The organism is Eoetvoesiella caeni (assembly GCF_003315175.1).
Lineage (GTDB): Bacteria > Pseudomonadota > Gammaproteobacteria > Burkholderiales > Burkholderiaceae_B > Eoetvoesia > Eoetvoesia caeni.
In genome coordinates this window covers 257,580-273,647 of the sequence record NZ_QNRQ01000001.1, presented here as the reverse complement: position 1 = coordinate 273,647, position 16,068 = coordinate 257,580, and the positions used below count along the sequence as shown (strand labels likewise).

At 58.9% G+C, this 16,068-nt stretch carries 18 protein-coding genes; 8 read left to right on the top strand and 10 right to left on the bottom strand.

Annotation, left to right across the window (positions count from 1 at the left end; all coding sequences use genetic code 11):
* From DFR37_RS01275 to DFR37_RS01250, 6 genes are all read right to left on the bottom strand, one after another.
* Positions 1 to 384, bottom strand: a complete 384-nt coding sequence (locus DFR37_RS01275) for a YbaN family protein (RefSeq protein WP_113931437.1) — start codon at positions 382 to 384, stop codon at positions 1 to 3.
* A 29-nt stretch (positions 385 to 413) separates the two neighbouring features.
* Positions 414 to 1,349, bottom strand: coding sequence for a CysB family HTH-type transcriptional regulator (locus DFR37_RS01270; protein ID WP_113931436.1), 936 nt, complete (start codon positions 1,347 to 1,349; stop codon positions 414 to 416).
* Between the two features lie 6 nt (positions 1,350 to 1,355).
* Complete coding sequence (locus DFR37_RS01265; protein ID WP_113931435.1) at positions 1,356 to 2,423, bottom strand: sulfate/molybdate ABC transporter ATP-binding protein; 1,068 nt, start codon at positions 2,421 to 2,423, stop codon at positions 1,356 to 1,358.
* Positions 2,420 to 3,328, bottom strand: a complete 909-nt coding sequence (cysW, locus tag DFR37_RS01260) for a sulfate ABC transporter permease subunit CysW (RefSeq protein ID WP_113931434.1) — start codon at positions 3,326 to 3,328, stop codon at positions 2,420 to 2,422. Before cysW ends, DFR37_RS01265 begins: the two co-directional genes overlap by 4 nt.
* A gap of 1 nt (position 3,329) precedes the next feature.
* On the bottom strand, positions 3,330 to 4,193 hold the full coding sequence (gene cysT / locus DFR37_RS01255) for a sulfate ABC transporter permease subunit CysT (RefSeq protein ID WP_113931433.1): 864 nt from the start codon (positions 4,191 to 4,193) through the stop codon (positions 3,330 to 3,332).
* Between the two features lie 267 nt (positions 4,194 to 4,460).
* On the bottom strand, positions 4,461 to 5,471 hold the full coding sequence (locus tag DFR37_RS01250; protein ID WP_113931432.1) for a sulfate ABC transporter substrate-binding protein: 1,011 nt from the start codon (positions 5,469 to 5,471) through the stop codon (positions 4,461 to 4,463).
* A 193-nt stretch (positions 5,472 to 5,664) separates the two neighbouring features.
* Here DFR37_RS01250 and DFR37_RS01245 point away from each other — a divergent pair, with 193 nt between their 5' ends.
* From DFR37_RS01245 to DFR37_RS01225, 5 genes are all read left to right on the top strand, one after another.
* Positions 5,665 to 6,039 (top strand): DUF4870 family protein, encoded by a 375-nt coding sequence (locus tag DFR37_RS01245; protein ID WP_113931431.1) that lies wholly within the window; start codon positions 5,665 to 5,667, stop codon positions 6,037 to 6,039.
* A 137-nt stretch (positions 6,040 to 6,176) separates the two neighbouring features.
* The gene (locus tag DFR37_RS01240; RefSeq protein ID WP_113931430.1) at positions 6,177 to 7,121 is read left to right on the top strand and encodes a sulfurtransferase; all 945 of its coding nucleotides are present in this window, start codon (positions 6,177 to 6,179) and stop codon (positions 7,119 to 7,121) included.
* Between the two features lie 13 nt (positions 7,122 to 7,134).
* Entirely contained in the window at positions 7,135 to 8,223 is a 1,089-nt protein-coding gene (locus DFR37_RS01235; RefSeq protein WP_113931429.1) for a YeeE/YedE thiosulfate transporter family protein, read from the top strand.
* A 359-nt stretch (positions 8,224 to 8,582) separates the two neighbouring features.
* Positions 8,583 to 9,653 carry a TackOD1 domain-containing metal-binding protein gene (locus tag DFR37_RS01230; RefSeq protein ID WP_170139799.1) on the top strand — a complete coding sequence of 357 codons (1,071 nt, stop codon included), beginning with the start codon at positions 8,583 to 8,585 and terminating at the stop codon, positions 9,651 to 9,653.
* 12 nt (positions 9,654 to 9,665) lie between these two features.
* Positions 9,666 to 10,004 carry a YnfA family protein gene (locus DFR37_RS01225; RefSeq protein ID WP_113931427.1) on the top strand — a complete coding sequence of 113 codons (339 nt, stop codon included), beginning with the start codon at positions 9,666 to 9,668 and terminating at the stop codon, positions 10,002 to 10,004.
* Here the strand turns inward: DFR37_RS01225 and DFR37_RS01220 are convergent, their stop codons facing one another.
* From DFR37_RS01220 to DFR37_RS01210, 3 genes are all read right to left on the bottom strand, one after another.
* Positions 10,005 to 11,657, bottom strand: a complete 1,653-nt coding sequence (locus tag DFR37_RS01220; RefSeq protein ID WP_113931426.1) for a Na/Pi cotransporter family protein — start codon at positions 11,655 to 11,657, stop codon at positions 10,005 to 10,007. It abuts the gene before it with no gap.
* Positions 11,657 to 12,310 (bottom strand): thiopurine S-methyltransferase, encoded by a 654-nt coding sequence (locus tag DFR37_RS01215; RefSeq protein ID WP_113931425.1) that lies wholly within the window; start codon positions 12,308 to 12,310, stop codon positions 11,657 to 11,659. The genes DFR37_RS01220 and DFR37_RS01215 overlap by 1 nt, the downstream gene beginning before the upstream one ends.
* Positions 12,311 to 12,511: 201 nt before the next feature.
* On the bottom strand, positions 12,512 to 12,949 hold the full coding sequence (locus DFR37_RS01210) for an RcnB family protein (protein ID WP_113931424.1): 438 nt from the start codon (positions 12,947 to 12,949) through the stop codon (positions 12,512 to 12,514).
* A 289-nt stretch (positions 12,950 to 13,238) separates the two neighbouring features.
* Between DFR37_RS01210 and DFR37_RS01205 the strand changes: the two genes are divergently transcribed.
* Positions 13,239 to 13,442 (top strand): hypothetical protein, encoded by a 204-nt coding sequence (locus tag DFR37_RS01205; RefSeq protein WP_113931423.1) that lies wholly within the window; start codon positions 13,239 to 13,241, stop codon positions 13,440 to 13,442.
* Between the two features lie 28 nt (positions 13,443 to 13,470).
* Here DFR37_RS01205 and DFR37_RS01200 read toward each other — a convergent pair whose 3' ends face one another.
* Positions 13,471 to 14,763, bottom strand: coding sequence for an MFS transporter (locus tag DFR37_RS01200; RefSeq protein ID WP_113931422.1), 1,293 nt, complete (start codon positions 14,761 to 14,763; stop codon positions 13,471 to 13,473).
* Between the two features lie 180 nt (positions 14,764 to 14,943).
* Here DFR37_RS01200 and DFR37_RS01195 point away from each other — a divergent pair, with 180 nt between their 5' ends.
* Both DFR37_RS01195 and DFR37_RS01190 read left to right on the top strand, forming a co-directional pair.
* Positions 14,944 to 15,327: a CidA/LrgA family protein gene (locus DFR37_RS01195; RefSeq protein ID WP_113931421.1), complete on the top strand. Its 384-nt coding sequence runs from the start codon at positions 14,944 to 14,946 to the stop codon at positions 15,325 to 15,327.
* Entirely contained in the window at positions 15,324 to 16,058 is a 735-nt protein-coding gene (locus DFR37_RS01190; protein WP_242341681.1) for an LrgB family protein, read from the top strand. The genes DFR37_RS01195 and DFR37_RS01190 overlap by 4 nt, the downstream gene beginning before the upstream one ends.
* Positions 16,059 to 16,068: the final 10 nt, after the last annotated feature.

Genomic DNA, 16,068 nt, shown 5'->3' with positions numbered 1-16,068 from the left:
TCATCTGTGCGGCAGTCGCTTGCTTGTTTTCAAGGTCTTGATGCGAAACAGGATATAGGCGCTTACGCCCAGTCCTGTCAGGGCCAGCAGGACCTTGACGGCAAGAACGGGGACGATATAAATGGAATACGACATCGAGGCCCATAGCAGGACCAGCGCAATCGCTTTGGTCGAGGGCGGGATGCCGGAGCGGTCTTCCATGGCCTTGATGTAGGGGCCGAGCAGGCGGTTATGGCTTAGCCAGCGATGCATGCGTTGCGACCCGCGCAGATAGCAGGCCGAGGCCAGCAACAAGAACGGGGTTGTCGGCAGCAGCGGCAGGAATATGCCGGCAATTGCCAATACCAGGGCGACGGTGCCCACGATATTGAAGAGTACTTTCATGGTGGGCGCAGGTAAGGCGGGTGCTCCAGTCAGCTTTTGCCCACATTATCGCTTAACGCCAGCCTGATGTCATCGCGCGACAGTTGCGGCGTCAATTGCTGGATGAAGTCGTACATATAAGACCGAAGATAAGCACCGCGGCGCACCGCAACGCGGGCTATGTTGGGCCTGAACAAGTGGGTGGCCGGGATAGCGTGCAGGCGATGGACATTGTTGTGCTCTATTGCCATGGACGCGATCAGCCCCACCCCCATGCCAAGCGAGACATATTGCTGGATAACGTCCGAGTCCATGGCGGTCAGCACGATGTCGGTGGCGACCCCCGCTTGCTGGAAGGCTTCGTCGATATGGCTGCGTCCGGTGAATCCAATGTCATACGTAATGATGGGATAGGCGGCAATATCGGCCAGGGCGACCGTGTCGCGCGCAAGCAAGGGATGCCCCTGCGGTACGACGACTACGTGGCTCCATTCATAGCTGCGCAAGGACACGAGCTCATTGAACTCGCTCAGGCCCTCTGTTGCTATGCCGATATCGGCCTTGCCGGAAATGACCCAATTTGCAATGTGTTCGGGCGAACTTTGCTGCAAGGCTATGCGTACATCGGGAAAGTTTTTTCGAAATGCCTGTACGGCGGCGGGCAGCGCGTATCGGGCCTGCGTGTGCGTGGTCGCTATCGCCAGCGTGCCCTGGGTCTCGCGGGCATAATCCCGTCCTGCCTGCTTCAGGTTTTCGGCCTCGAGCAGTATCCGTTCTATGATCGGAAGAATCTCCGTGCCCGGCTTGGTCAGGCCGGTCAGGCGCTTGCCGTTGCGCTCGAAGATGTCCACTTCAAGTTCCTCTTCCAGTTCGCGGATCTGCCGGCTGACCCCCGGCTGGGATGTGAACAGGGTGTTGGCTACTTCCGTAAGGTTGTAGCCGCGCCGGGCTGTTTCGCGTATTGATCGAAGCTGTTGAAAGTTCATGTGCCCTTAACCGACCTGTTCTACAAAAACATCCAGGCGCTTGGGGCTGACCAGCAGCCTGTCGCCTTCTGTGTAGGACTGTTGCGCGAACTGATCGCGGGAAATAACGGCTTCGATGAGTTCTTGATTGTCTTCGCGTACAAGTTCAAGCTGCGCCAGCGGGCCTATTGCGTGGGCGTGGCGCAGTTGCACTGCAATGCCTTCTGCGCCCGGCGCATAGCGTTGCACGTCCAGGTCGTGCGGACGCACATAGCCTACGCCCGCGGCGTCCTGAACCTTTGCGTGATCGGGTACGCGGAATGTGGCGGAACCCGCCTCCATGACGCCCTCGTGTATACGTCCGCGAAACAGATTGACGTTACCCAGAAAGCCGTACACGAATGGAGACGCAGGGCGATTGTAGACATCGGCCGGTGCGCCGATTTGTTCGACATTGCCTTTGTTCATGACGACGACCTGATCGGCCACCTCAAGCGCTTCTTCCTGGTCGTGGGTGACGAAAATGCTGGTGACGCTCAGTTCGTCATGCAGCCGCCGCAGCCAGCGGCGCAGTTCTTTGCGAACTTTTGCATCCAGGGCGCCGAACGGTTCATCCAGCAGCAGCACGCGCGGTTCGACCGCCAAGGCCCGGGCCAGCGCGATGCGTTGGCGCTGTCCGCCCGAGAGCGTGGAAGGGTATTGGTCTGCCAGCCAATCCAGCTGGACCAGGTTGAGCAGCTTGGTGACCTGTTCGCGAATGGCCTGCTCGGTAGGGCGGATATTGCGCGGCTTGACGCGCAAACCGAACGCAATGTTTTCGAACACAGTCATGTGCTTGAACAATACATAATGCTGGAACACGAATCCCACCTGGCGTTCTCGCACATGGCGTGCCGAAGCATCTTCGCCGTCAAGCAGCACCTGGCCGCTGCCGGCTTGTTCAAGGCCCGCGATAATGCGGAGCAAAGTGGTCTTGCCGCAGCCTGACGGGCCCAGCAGTGCTGTTAGCTCGCCATCTGGAAATTTCAGCGATATATTGTTAAGCGCGACGTAATCGCCGAAGCGCTTGTTGATGTTGCGGACTTCAATGCTCACGAAAGTGCTCCTGCGGAAATCGCGATGGCGTCTTTGCGGTGCAGACGCCATTCAATAAAGGACTTGATGGCCAGCGTGACAAGGGCCAGCAGGGCCAGCAGCGATGCGACAGCGAAGGCTGCGGAAAAGTTGTATTCGTTGTACAGAATCTCGACATGCAGCGGCATGGTATTGGTTTCGCCGCGGATATGTCCTGATACGACCGATACGGCGCCAAATTCGCCCATGGCGCGCGCATTGCAAAGAATGACCCCGTACAGCAGGCCCCACTTGATATTGGGCAGCGTGACCTTCCAGAAAGCCTGCCAGCCCGTGGCGCCAAGAACCAGCGCGGCTTCTTCCTCTTCGTTGCCCTGCGTTTGCATCAGCGGGATAAGTTCGCGGGCCACGAAGGGAAAAGTGACGAAGATGGTGGCAAGCACAATGCCCGGCACGGCGAACAGAATCTGGATGTCGTGATCCATGAGCCACTGGCCTATCCAGCCCTGGGCGCCGAAAATCAATACATAGATCAGGCCGGAAATAATGGGCGAGACGGAGAACGGCAGATCGATGAGGGTCAGCAAGATATTCTTGCCGCGAAACTCGAACTTGGCGATAGCCCACGCCGCAGCCACGCCAAAAACCAGATTGAGCGGCACGGCAATTCCGGCGGCAATCAACGTCAGCCTGATTGCCGACAAGGCATCGGGTTCGACGATTGCCGCAATGTAGGCATCCCATCCTTTGCGCAGTGCTTCCGTAAAGACGGCGACCAGCGGCATGAACAGAAACAGCGCCAGGAATGCGAACGCAGCGACGATCAGCAGCGTGCGCACCCATGAAGGTTCGGTGGTGGCCGATGGCGCCTGGGTTTGGGCGGCAAGCGGCAAAGGGATGGAGAGAGTGGCGGTGGCGCTTTGCATGTCAGGTCCGAAGCGGCTGGCCGCGGCGACGCGCCCAGGCCTGAAGTAAATTGATGGCAAGCAGAAGAATGAACGAGACTATCAGCATGACCATGGCGATGGCTGTCGCGCCGGCGTAGTCGTATTGTTCCAGCTTGGTGACGATGATCAGCGGCGTGATCTCCGAAACCATGGGCATATTGCCGGCAATGAAGATGACTGAACCGTATTCGCCGGCGGCGCGCGCAAAAGCCAGGGCGAATCCCGTAAGCAGGGCCGGCACCATTGTTGGAAAGATCACGCGGACAAAAGTCTGCAGACGTGTGGCGCCCAGGCTGGCCGAAGCTTCTTCGAATTCGCGTTCATAGTCTTCCAGCACGGGCTGCAGCGTGCGCACGACAAAAGGCAGGCCAATGAAGATCAAGGCGATGATTACTCCCAAGGGGGTGAAAGCCGCCTTGATCCCGACTTTCGCAAGAATGCTTCCGATCCAGCCGTTTGGCGCATACAGCGCCGTCAAGGCAATACCGGCCACGGCCGTGGGCAACGCGAAAGGCAGGTCGACAAGCGCATCTATCAGTTTTCTGCCTGGAAATTTATATCGCACCAGCACCCAGGCGACAATGCCGCCAAAGACTGTATTGATGGCGGCGGCAAGCAGCGAGCCGCCAAAGGTCAGGCGGTACGACGCCATGACGCGATCGGAGGTGACCGCGCTGATGAATTCGTCCCAGGTAAGCGTGAAGGTTTTCAAAAAGACGGCCGATAGCGGTATCAGCACGATCAGGCTCAGGTAAAGAATGGTGAAACCCAGGGTCAGGTTGAAACCCGGCATGACTCTGAACGGCTTGTTCCTGCCATCCAGCGGTAGTGCTGCAGCGTTCATATGCGGTCGGAGGTCAGAAGTTTATTTTCGACTAAGAGAGTAAGAATGGTTGCACTTCGCTGTTATAAATAGAACGATTTTTTTTGTATTTTCTTAGATGCATTAAGCATAATGCTGCGGGGCGCCATTGCCATGTGAACCCTCGTCATCAAGCTTCGGAGCGTTCTGCGACACGATGGTATTTCGGCCTTGCTGCCAGCCGGCAGCAAGCCGCCAAGCGGCCGCCCAAGAGAGCGAGGCCCTCATGGGCAGATCGATTGAAATAAGCTACTTCTTGCCCGGCTGATAGATCTGGTCGAAAATTCCGCCGTCGCCAAAGTGTTCTTTTTGCACTGTGCTCCAGCTGCCCGCCACATCTTCGATAGTGAACAACTTGATCTTCGGATATTGCGCAGCGTATTTTTGCGCCACTGTTTCCGAGCTTGGCCGGTAGTAGTGCTTCGCGGCAATCTCCTGGCCGACATCGCTGTACAAGTATTCCAGGTAGGCGGTAGCTACTTTGCGCGTACCGCGCTTGTCGACATTCTTGTCAACGACAGCAACGGGCGGTTCGGCCAGGATGCTTACTGACGGAGCGACGATCTCGACTTTATCGGGACCCAGTTCCTTGATGGCCAGCAGCGCTTCGTTTTCCCAGGCCAGCAGCACATCGCCGATGCCGCGCTCAACGAACGTCGTCGTCGATCCGCGGGCTCCGGAATCCAGAACGGGCACCTGCTTGAAGAGCTTGCCGACGAACTCCTTGGCCGTATCGACGTTGCCGCCGGGCTTTTTCAAGGCATAGCCCCAGGCGGCCAGATAGTTCCAGCGCGCACCGCCTGAAGTCTTGGGATTCGGGGTAATCACCTGGATGCCGGGCTTGATCAGGTCGTCCCAGTCCTTGATGCCTTTGGGGTTGCCTTTACGAACCAGGAAAACGATGGTCGATGTATAGGGCGAGCTGTTCAGCTTCAGCCGCTTCTGCCAGTCCTTGTCGATCAGCCCGCGACTGGCGATGGCGTCAATGTCGGAGGCAAGCGCCAGAGTCACGACATCCGCCGAAATTCCGTCAATGACAGTACGGGCTTGTTTGCCCGAGCCGCCATGCGATTGCTTGATAGTGACATCGTCACCGGTTTTGGCCTTCCATTCTTTGGCGAAGGCGTGGTTGAACTCCTGATAAAGTTCACGGGTCGGGTCGTATGAGACATTCAGAAGCGAAACCTCAGCCGCCTGCGCCAGCGGTGCGACGGCAACAGCCAGGACAAGGGCGGATCGTACGAGTTTTTTCAACAGCATCGTTATTACCTTTGGGACAGTTTCGAAGAATGTATTTCGGAGTTGACAGGTTATCGATTGCGAGATTGAAATAAAACGAATGATTTCGCGATTGCTTAGTTGGTCCGCGCATAAGCGCGGATATGCCGGATGCTTGTTGCTTGTCACGAAAACACGGCATAATTGCGCACATTTGCCATAACCAGGAGCACTGATGAACGACGAAATTATTACCACGGCGAGCCAGCCGGGTTCGAACCCTGACAACGAAAAGCTGAAATCGGCCAAGACAATCACCACCGTGGTCTATGCGCTTCAGGCCGTGGCTTTTTTGGTGGGGATTACAGCCCTGGTTGCCATCATCATCAATTACGTGAAGCGCGGCGACGTCCAGGGAACCTGGCTTGCTTCGCATTTCAAATGGCAGATCCGTACCTTCTGGTACAGCATGCTATGGGCGGTTATCGGCTTTGTGCTGTTGTTCGTGTTTATCGGCTACCTGGTCCTTATGGCCAATGTCGTTTGGGTTATCTACCGCATCGTCAAAGGCTGGCTGCGCTTGGTGGACAACAAACCTATGTACGTCTAAGTTCCGCTCTACAATAAAAATACCGGCCGCTAAGCCGGTATTTTTATATAAATAAATAATTAAGATGTATATCTATATGCCTTTGAAGTATGGGAAAATAAGCTCTTCATTGCGCTAATTTATTCAGGCCGTTCAAAATGAAATTCTTCGCCACCTTGGCCGCAACGGCGGCTATTGCCTTCAGCGCCGCGGCTGCAGCGGCCCCATTGCTTACGCCTGCCCAGCTCGATGCGCTTAAATCCGACTCCGCAGTACGGGTCGTCGACATTCGTCCTGTCGCCGAATACAGCGCCGGCCATATTGCCGGAGCCGTGTCCGCACCTTACGGGCAGTGGCGCGGGCCGGCCGACAATGCCGGCAAGGTTCCCGCGCTTGACAAGCTGACAGCCCTGGTACGCAGCTTGGGCCTGAATGAAGCCACGCACGCGGTGGTGGTTTCCTCGGGTGCCGATTCAACCGATTTTGGCGCGTCGGCGCGCGTTTACTGGACCCTCAAGTATCTGGGCTTGAACAATCTGTCGATACTCAATGGCGGCCTCAAGGCATGGACCGACGCCGGCCTGCCTCAAGACCAGGCGGCCACTCAAGTCGCGGCCAGCCAGTACACGCCGGTCTTGAACACGGCCATCATGGCCGACCAGGACCAGGTTCTGGCTCAGGTGGGCAATCCAAAGACTCAGCTCATCGATGCGCGTCCCGCTGCCTTTTTCAAGGGACAAACCAAGGTGCCAGCCGCCAAGACCGCCGGGACTATTCAAGGTGCCGTCAACCTGGAAAACAGCAAGTGGTTCAAGCCCGGCACCTCCATTTTCGTGTCGACCGACGAGGCACGTAAAATCGCCGCCAGCTCATTGCCCGAGACAGCCGATGAAACCATTTCATTCTGCAATACCGGGCACTGGGCGGCCACCGATTGGTTCGCGCTGTCCGAAGTCCTGGGTCAAAAGAACGTGAAGCTTTATCCCGCTTCAATCGTAGAATGGACGCAGTCGGCCAAAGCGCTTCCCATGGACAATGTTCCCGGGCGTGGCACGCAAATTCTGAACGACCTTAAAAACTTGGTCGGCAAGGTTACTTCCTGACTATTTCATAACTATGACTCGAATTCCTTTCGCGGCCGTAATGGCCGCCTTTTTTATAGGGCTGGCCTGGTTCGTTTCCACGCGCCAGGCTGTCTTGTTTTTGGTTGGCATCGGCATGGGCGGCGTGCTGGCCGGCGCCCGTTTCGGTTTCACCACGGGATGGCGGCGTTTGATCGAACAGCGCGATCCGCGCGGCGTGATGGCGCAGTTACTGTTGCTGGGTATCGCGGCGGCTGTATCCATGCCGTTGCTGGCCGCATTTCCCGGCGACCTCGGCGCGGCGCTGGGCCCTCCCAGCTTCAGCCTTCTGATAGGGGCTTTTGTTTTCGGTGCGGCCATGCAAATAGCCGACGGCTGCGGCTCCGGTACGCTCTATAAGGCAGGGCTGGGCATTCCGCTCAACATGGCGATATTGCCCATGTTCGCGCTGGGCAGCTTTATGGGCTCGGCACAGCTTGAGCAATGGCTAAGCCTGGGCGCCCTGAAGCCCGTGGGGCTGGTGACTCAATTTGGTCCCTGGGAAGCCTTGGGCCTGACATTGCTGGGCCTTGCCGCGTTAGGCTGGGCCGCTTTGCGCTGGTCGGGGAAATCGGCGCCCTGGTTCGACCGGCGCTTGTTCATCGGCGCTGTATTGCTTGCAGTCCTGGCGGTGCTCAATTTGCTTATTGCGGGCCAGCCGTGGGGTGTGGTGTATGGCTTTGGCTTATGGTTCGCCAAAATCGCAACAGCAACCGGCGTGTTCGACCCCGCGGCTAATCCCTTCTGGAGCCAGCCCGTCAATTTAACGACGCTGTCGCAGTCGGTTTTCATGGACGTGACCTCCATCACCAATATCGGCATTCTTGCGGGTGCGCTGTGGATTGCGGCCGGCAAGCGCACCGCGTCGGCGGTGCCCGCCTCATTGACGGCAAAGCAGTGGGCGGTGGGCATTGCCGCCGGATTTTTATTGGGCTATAGCTCGCGCCTGGCTTTCGGCTGCAATATCGGCGCCATGGTCAGCGGCATTTCTACCGGCAGCATACACGGCTGGATCTGGGTGCCCTTGGCATTTTGCGGCTCGCTGATAGGCGTGCGAGTACGCCGCCATTTCGGTTTCCACTAAAAGGCGCACGATGAAAAAATCATTCTTCATGCTGGTCTTTTGGGCGGCCCTGATTGCGTTCTTTGCATGGGATTGGGCGGCGTCCGCGCCTGTCAATCATAGACTGGAGCCGCCGCTGATCGCGGCCGGGTCGGGCCAGGCGCCCTCCGGGGGACATTGTGCTTCCACCTTCTGAGGCGGGGCGCAAGTAATTTGTTACGCCTGATACGCCTTGTTTCGTAATGGGGGTATACTTTTCCCCATGTTATGAAATTAAAGGTGTGCGTATCTGTGCTCCTCGTGTCGCAGTTATAGAGTTCGGTCCGCAATCTGCCTCGGATAAGTCAAGCGCCGACTCTTACGATTCGGTCGACGGCTTATTGGCGGCATCCGCGGTCTATGACGCTCTTGTTCTCGATCTGCCCGCCAGTCAGGCCGGGCAATCATTGCGTTTGCTGCGCGCCCATCCCGCCTATCGCTACACCTATATTTACTGTGCTCGGGATCAAGACGGCTGGTGCGATGCCTTGGGCGATGGCGCGCCGCCCAAGGACAGCCAGGCGCTGGCGTGTGCGGTGCAGGGATGGAAGGACCGTTACGCCACCTTAAGTCCCGAGAGCCTGGAAAACAGTTACGAAACACGTGTGCTGGCTTGGCTGTGGCTGGGCGGCGCGCGGCGGATACTCGCCCTGCAGGATGCCAGCAAGGCCGATTTCTACGCTTATCCTTTGCTTGATACGCTGGCCGAGGGCAAGACTTTCGACGCTCTTTCGACCCTGCAATTGTTGGGTCAGGGAGGCTGGCTTGGCCGCGCCGCTTTGGTGGACAGGGTGCGGTTTTGCGCGCGTTGCGGATCGCGGCGTCTTAGCCAAGTGCGCTGTCTTCAGTGCGATAGCAGGCACGAGCAGAACGAGTTGCGAGTGCAGGAAATCTACAGTTACCAATTGACGGAGGCTGGATATATGCGTTGTAGCCAAGGTTTGCATATGGAGCTTGCGTTCAGCGCGAATTTCGATGTTCAGGGGCTGATAGGCGAAGAAGCATTTCGCTATTCCCTGGATTGGCTGCTGGATATGCATCGGCGTTATGGGGAGCCCGTCTTTTCGCTAGTGGGCTTGCGGTTCGTCAATTTACAGCAGGTATTGGAGGCTTCGGGCGAGCAGCAGGGCCGTGTGCTCGTCGACTCCCTGATCGAGCGCCTGGTCGATATTATCCGCGAACCGGATCGATGCGCGCGCAGCGGCGAAGATATGTTGTGGCTATTGCTGCCCAACACCAACAAGCAAGGGCTGGCAAAAGTGGTCCAGCGTCTGGCAGGCTTGATGGATCCGTTCAAGGAATCCATGCCCGGGCTTGAGATGCGCCTGAAGGGCATAGCCGCTCCATTGGATTTGCGCATCGATGAAGACGCGGGCTTATTGATGACCCGTGTGGGCTCGGGGCTGCGATAATCGCATCCTATGATGCTTGTTTTTTTAAAGATCGCGGGTTTATTCGCTGCGACGGCGGTGGCCGAAATCGCCGGTTGTTATTTGCCGTGGCTGGTTCTTAAGCAGGGCAAGCCGGCGTGGCTGCTTATTCCCGCGGCCATATCGCTGGCTTTGTTTGCCTGGCTGTTGACCTTGCACCCCAATGCCGCGGGGCGCACCTACGCGGCTTACGGCGGCATGTATATCGCGGTAGCGCTGGTCTGGCTGCATTTTGTCGATGGGGTCCAGTTGACCCGCTGGGATGTGGCAGGCGCCTTTGTCGCCCTGCTTGGGATGGCAATCATTGCGCTGCAGCCCGCGTCCATGAGTTAATCAGTCTTGTTCGGGCTCGTCCGGCAAGTCGAAACCGCCATCCGCCTCTTTGTTGTTCAGCCGTTCGGACCATGCGCGTCCGGCCTTGAGGTAATGGCAGATGCGCGACACATGGCGGGCTGCCCTGTCCATCCAACGGAAGGCGTCCAGAATATGCAAGGCCTGGGAGGTATTGCCATCGGTGCCGGCATGCTTGAGGATTTCGCGGCGCACCTGGTGCGCCAGCTCGGTCAGCGCCTTGGCTTCTTGTTTGACCAGCTCCAGGCTTTTCGTACCGGGCAGGGCGGGGGGGCCGGCCGCGCCGCCCTCGGCCGCCACCAGCATGCTACGGCTGTGTTCAACGGCTTCGCGGTAGCGCGCATTTGCGAACTCGATAGGCGCATGCCTGAGCTCTCGCAGGCGGGCTGTCATGCGCAGCAGATGGTCGATGGCATGCAGCAAGGCGATTCTTTGTCCCGACAGAGGTTTGTCGTCGCTGGCTACTTGCGTACGCGTGACAAAATCGAAAGTCTGCTGCAAGGCCTCGTGCAGTTGCGGCAGTTCGTCTGGCTGAATCGGCATCGAAGGGCTGTCCAGAATACGGCTGTAGAGACTGAATAGCCGTAGCGCCATGTGTTCGAGTGCGCGTTGGGCAGCCTCGAGCGCGATGGCCGGAACCGAGAGCAGGCTATTGTCCAGGTGCCGGACCAGATTGTCGCTGCGTTCGGGCAAAAGACGCTCGACGACCTGGGCAAAGCGCGAAGTCTGGGGAAGAAAGACGGCTACGCCGAGCAAAATGAACAAAGTATGGAACGTCGTCAGGCTTAGCGGGCCGGCTGTTGTATTGAAGTAGCGGTCCAGAAACTCGATAACTGCCAGCAAGGCGGGCAGCAGCGCAATGGCGATCAGGCCGGCGACCAGGTTGAACAGAATATGGGCAAGCGCCGTGCGCTTGGCGGAGACGTTTGCTCCGATGGCGACGATGGCGCTGGTCAAGGTGGTACCGATGGCTGCGCCGACGACTACCGCGGCGGCCTGGTCGAAATTGATGGTGCCGGTATGAAGGGCGGTCAGCGTTGTGGCGATCGCCGCCGCCGACGATTGAAGCAGGGCCGTCATTGCCAGTCCTATCAGCATCACCGCAATATGCGCCCAGAAGCCGCCAACGGGCAATCGCGCCAGGTTGAACACGCCGGCCAGTCCGCGCATGCCGTCCTGAAGCATGTCCAGGCCCAAGAACAAAAGCCCGAAGCCGGCCAGCGCCAGACCGATTCCGGCCCAACGTCCGTGTGCCAATAGCTTGATCAAGGCGCCCAGTCCAATCAGCGGCAGGGTATAAAAGCCCAGCTTCACCTGCAAGCCCAGCCCCGCCACCAACCAGCCCGTTGCGGTACTGCCCAGGCTGGCGCCGATGACGACGCCAATAGCCTGCGAAAAAGTTATCAGGCCCGCACTGACGAAACCGATTAGCGTGACCGTAGTAGCGGTGGACGATTGCACCAGCGCGGTAATCAGCGCGCCGGAGGAGAACGCTTTGAATGGCGTGCCGGTAAAGCGGATCAGGCCTCGGCGCAGCGCGCCGCCGGCAAACGCCACCAGGCCGTCGGACAACAGCATCATGCCGACCAGAAACAGGCCTACGCCTCCCACAAACGGGAAGATGGTATCGAGCATCAGTTACCCAGGCTATATACCAACGTGTCCAGGCGGTCCAGGCCGCGTTGCTTGAAGTGCGGCTCCTTGCTTAGCGTTTCGATCCGGTCCAGCAGATGGGCCTTGGGCTGTCCCGAAAAGAGAGTTTGAACCTCGTCCGCGCCGACCGAGAACGGCGGTCCTTCCATTTGGTCTTGCGGATAGTCCAGGGTTATCAAAAGGCCGCGGCAAGGCGGCGGCAGGCGGGCGTAGACGTGCTCGACATACGCTGGGCGCATGGGTCGCGGCAGGGCAATCAGCGCGGCCCGGTCGTACACCCCGGCGCATTGCGCCATCGTTGCTTGGTCCAGTGCGAATATGTCGCCGCAGATTATTTCGATGTCGCCGGCGACATAATGTTCGCCCAATGCGGAAGCGTGCACTTTGGGTTGCAGGTGGTTCTCGGAAAAGAATTGCCGCACCGCCAGCGGCGAGAGCTCGACGCCAAGGACGCGATGGCCTTGGCCGGCAAGCCAAAGCATGTCCTTGGATTTGCCGCAAAGCGGCACCAGAACGAGATCGCCCGGCGCGACGGAAAGGCTGGGCCAATACCTGGGCAACAGGGGCGTCACCGAGTCTTGGTGAAACCCCGTGCGCCCTTCGCGCCAGCGCTCAAGCCAAAAATTGGCATCCATTGATCTATCCTCGAATACGTTGTCATTGACCGCGGGTCCAGGCGCAAGCCTGTCCTGCCTTGAGTTCCAGCGGGGATGCTTTTTCTGCAACTGAAGAGCCCCGGCCGCAAGGCACGGAGCTCTTCAGTATTGTAGGCATTTTCAAGAATGAGTTGCTACCGGGATGGCGCTTGCGCCGCCTTGAGTGCCGGGTGTAGCTGCTTATTGGCCGAGGATGATTTGGGCGATGATGCCGGTGGCAATTGCGGCCAATACGAAATCGCTGCCGGTCTGGACCCAGTAATAGCCTCTAGGCGGGGGGCTTAGACGGTGTCCACGCCAGTCCTGCACAATATAAGGCCCTGTGCGGTAGCGCGCCGGCAACCTGCCGCCTCGATAAAAATTACGCGCCGGCCCGGCTCCGTATCGCCGATAGTCGCCGGGATGGGCTCGATGCGACTGATTGCCGCGATTGCTATACGTCCGATAGCCGTGGTTGTCCTTGCGGCCGTTGTGAACGGACCGATCGCTGCGATCGACGTGCGATCTGTGCTGGCCGCGGCTGTTGTCGCGACCGTCGTGGCCTTTGGCCAAGGCTGCGCCGCTTGCGATTGTCAGGCAGATCGCCAACACGGCGGATCCGATCAGTTTCTTGTTCATGTATAAGCTCCTGCAAATGTCGCCGGCCTATAGTGGACTACTACGGCTTGGCCGGCTCATGGCGGTTCTTGAAACGCCATGGGTTGCCACGGACTTATTGAAGCATCGGAAATGCTTCAATCCGGTTGCAGTTTCGGTGCTTGGCGTTACAAGAGGTGTCGCGGCGGCATCTTGCGGGCGAACTTGGGCGCCCGGCAAGGGCGGATGGACCCACAATCTGGCTCGGACGGCATTTTTTGGCGGATAATGTCGTTTTTTCAATAATCATTTCGCGGATGGAGCGCCTATCATGGCAAAAAAGAAAAAGTCCGAGGTGGATCCAGACGAAGCGGCGCTTATCGAATGGTGCGTTGCCGTTGAAGAGCTCCTGGTGCAGGCGGGCGCCAGCCGGGACGAAGCGCAAGAGCATATCGAAGAGCAGGCCGAATGGTTTACCGATCTGTTCTATGAAGGCTTGACGCCGGAAGAGGCTGCCAAGGCCGCGCTTAACTAAGCGGCCGTGGCGGCCGCTTAATGCGGCATTATCTGTTTTTTTGCGGGTCGATGCGCGGCAGCCACTGCCAGAACACGGCCGCCGCCGCAAAGCCCATGCCGCCTATGACAGCCACGCCGGCGCCAAGCGTGGCAACGGCGGCCACCCCCGAAAGCAGCAGCGGTCCGCCGCAGGATCCCAGGTCGGCAATAAAGCGCCAGACCCCAAGGAATTGCGTTCTGCCCGCCGAAGGCGAGGCGTCGGCGCCGATGGTCATGATAAGGCCGGATCCTATACCGTTGCCCAGGCCAAGCAGCATGGTTACGGCAACGAACCAGCCCAGGCTGGAGGTCAGGGGCATAAGCACCAGCGACAAGCCCATGAGCAGCATGGACGGCACGGCGACCCAAAGCCGGCCATGCCGGTCCATGACATGGCCCGCGGGATAAAACAGCAGCATGTCGATGGCGCCCATGCAACCATAGACGATGGCGGTGGTGGCCGCATCCAGCCCGATCTGGCTGGCCCACAGCGGAATGACGATTTGCCGGCAGGCTCGCAACGCCGAAACCAGAAGACAGCCCGTCCCCAATGTAAGCAGGGGTGTGGAGTAAGTGCGGATGATATCGCCGATTTTGGGCGCGGCGGGACGGCCGTCGGTGCCGGCCGCCGATCTTGACCCGGCCTTTTGCGCAGTGGCGGCGACCGTATGGGCCGCGGGCTGCGTCGTGCTGCCCATGCCCTTGGCGTTTGCGCCGAAGGGTGCGCGGTGTTCCAGGTCGGGCAGGGCGCTGGAAAGCGCGCCGGCGGCGGCAATGGCAATAATGGCTGTCCAATAGGCGCCCGGCATACCCATGAACTGCATCAGGGCCGCCGCAATGAATGGGCCGATGAACAGGCCGATGCGCATGACGCCGCCCAGCGTAGAAAGCGCCCGGGCCCGCATCGCAATGGGCACGGCCTCGGTCAGATAGGTTTGCCGGGCCAGCATGAACACGGATTGCGACATGCCTATCATGAATACACCGGTGGCCAGCATCCAGATAGAGTGGGCATAGACGCACAGCAGCAGCGCAACGACGCTGAAGAGGGCTGCGCCTATCATCGAGCGGCGTTCGCCGTAGCGCGCGGTGATTATGGATGCCGGAATATTGCTGAGCAGGGAGCCGACGCCGATAAGCGCCAGGATGAGTCCCGACAGCGCAATGGACGCGCCAAGCCCTATGGCGCTAAGAGCAATGACAGGGAAAATGGCGCCTTCGCCGGCGCCGAACAGCAAGGACGGGCCAAACGCGGCCAGCGCGATTTTTTTGAGGCTGAACTCGGTATTGCTTGACGGCACGTCTTGCGATTCCAGGCGAAGGAAGAGGAAAGGGGCTTTGGACCGATAGGCGCCAGGCGCGGCAGTTCGATGCCTGGGGTTGAATGCAGTACGTATTTTGACATCTGCTCCGGTGCTTGTCGATTGCTCCGCTCAAGGCCGCGTGATAGTGTAATCGCTTCGAAGCATTTTATCGCTCCCATGCCAGTTCTTTTTGCCGTTACGACGTTGTTGTTCATGCAGTTTTTAGGCGAGGCCTTCGTGCGGCTTACCGGCCTGCCCGTGCCCGGAGCGCTGGTGGGCTTGCTGTTGCTGTTTGCGGTGCTTTGCCTGAACCGCGGGGCGCCCAAAAGCCTGCGCGACACCACCAGCCATATTCTTCAGCACCTTATGCTGCTGTTCATTCCCGTGGTGGCCGGCATCATGCTTCATTTCGAGCGCATTGCAAACGAATGGGTGCCGTTTCTGGCTGCCAGCCTTGGCGGCACGGTAATTACCATCCTGGTCACGGCCATTACGTTCCGATGGATGCTGCAGCGGGCCGAAGCCAGCAAGCCGCCCGAAGCCAAACGGAGCGCATCTTGATTCCCCGCTTGCTGGCCACTTGGGACGCGTTGTCGGCAACGCCCGTGCTGTGGCTGACCTTTACGCTGATGGCCTATATTGCTGCGTTGTGGCTGTATCGGCGCTGCGATAGCAATCCTTTGCTGCTGCCGGTACTGACTGCGGTCATCGTTGTGGTCGGCGCTTTGTTGTTGACCGGCACGCCTTATCCCGTCTACGAGCAAGGCACCGAACTGCTCATCTTTTTTATTGGGCCGGCCACGGTAGCATTGGCGGTTCCGCTATATGGCCAGTTGCCGCAGCTCAAGCGCATGTGGAAGCCTGTTTGCGTCGCGCTTTTGGCGGGCTCCGTGACGGCTATTGTTTCGTCGGTGGGAATAGCCTGGGTCCTGGGCGCAAGCCTGGAAACGATGCTGTCCCTGGCGCCCAAGTCGGCCACGACGCCCATAGCCATGGAAGTGACGCGCGTTGTCGGGGGCTTGCCCTCGTTTGCAACGGTGGCGGTCGCCATTACGGGGATATCGGGCGCCATCATGACGAGCTGGCTGCTTGCGCTGGTAGGCATCAAAGACCCGGTGGTCAAGGGATTTACCTTGGGGCTGACGGCGCATGCCATCGGCACAGCCAGGGCCTTTCAGTTCGGCGAGCGCGCCGGCGCATCGTCGGCCCTGGCCATGAGCCTGAACGGCATCCTCACGGCCATTCTGGTGCCGATTCTGCTGGCCATGGCCGGGCTTTTTCATTTTGGATGAAGGCCTGGCT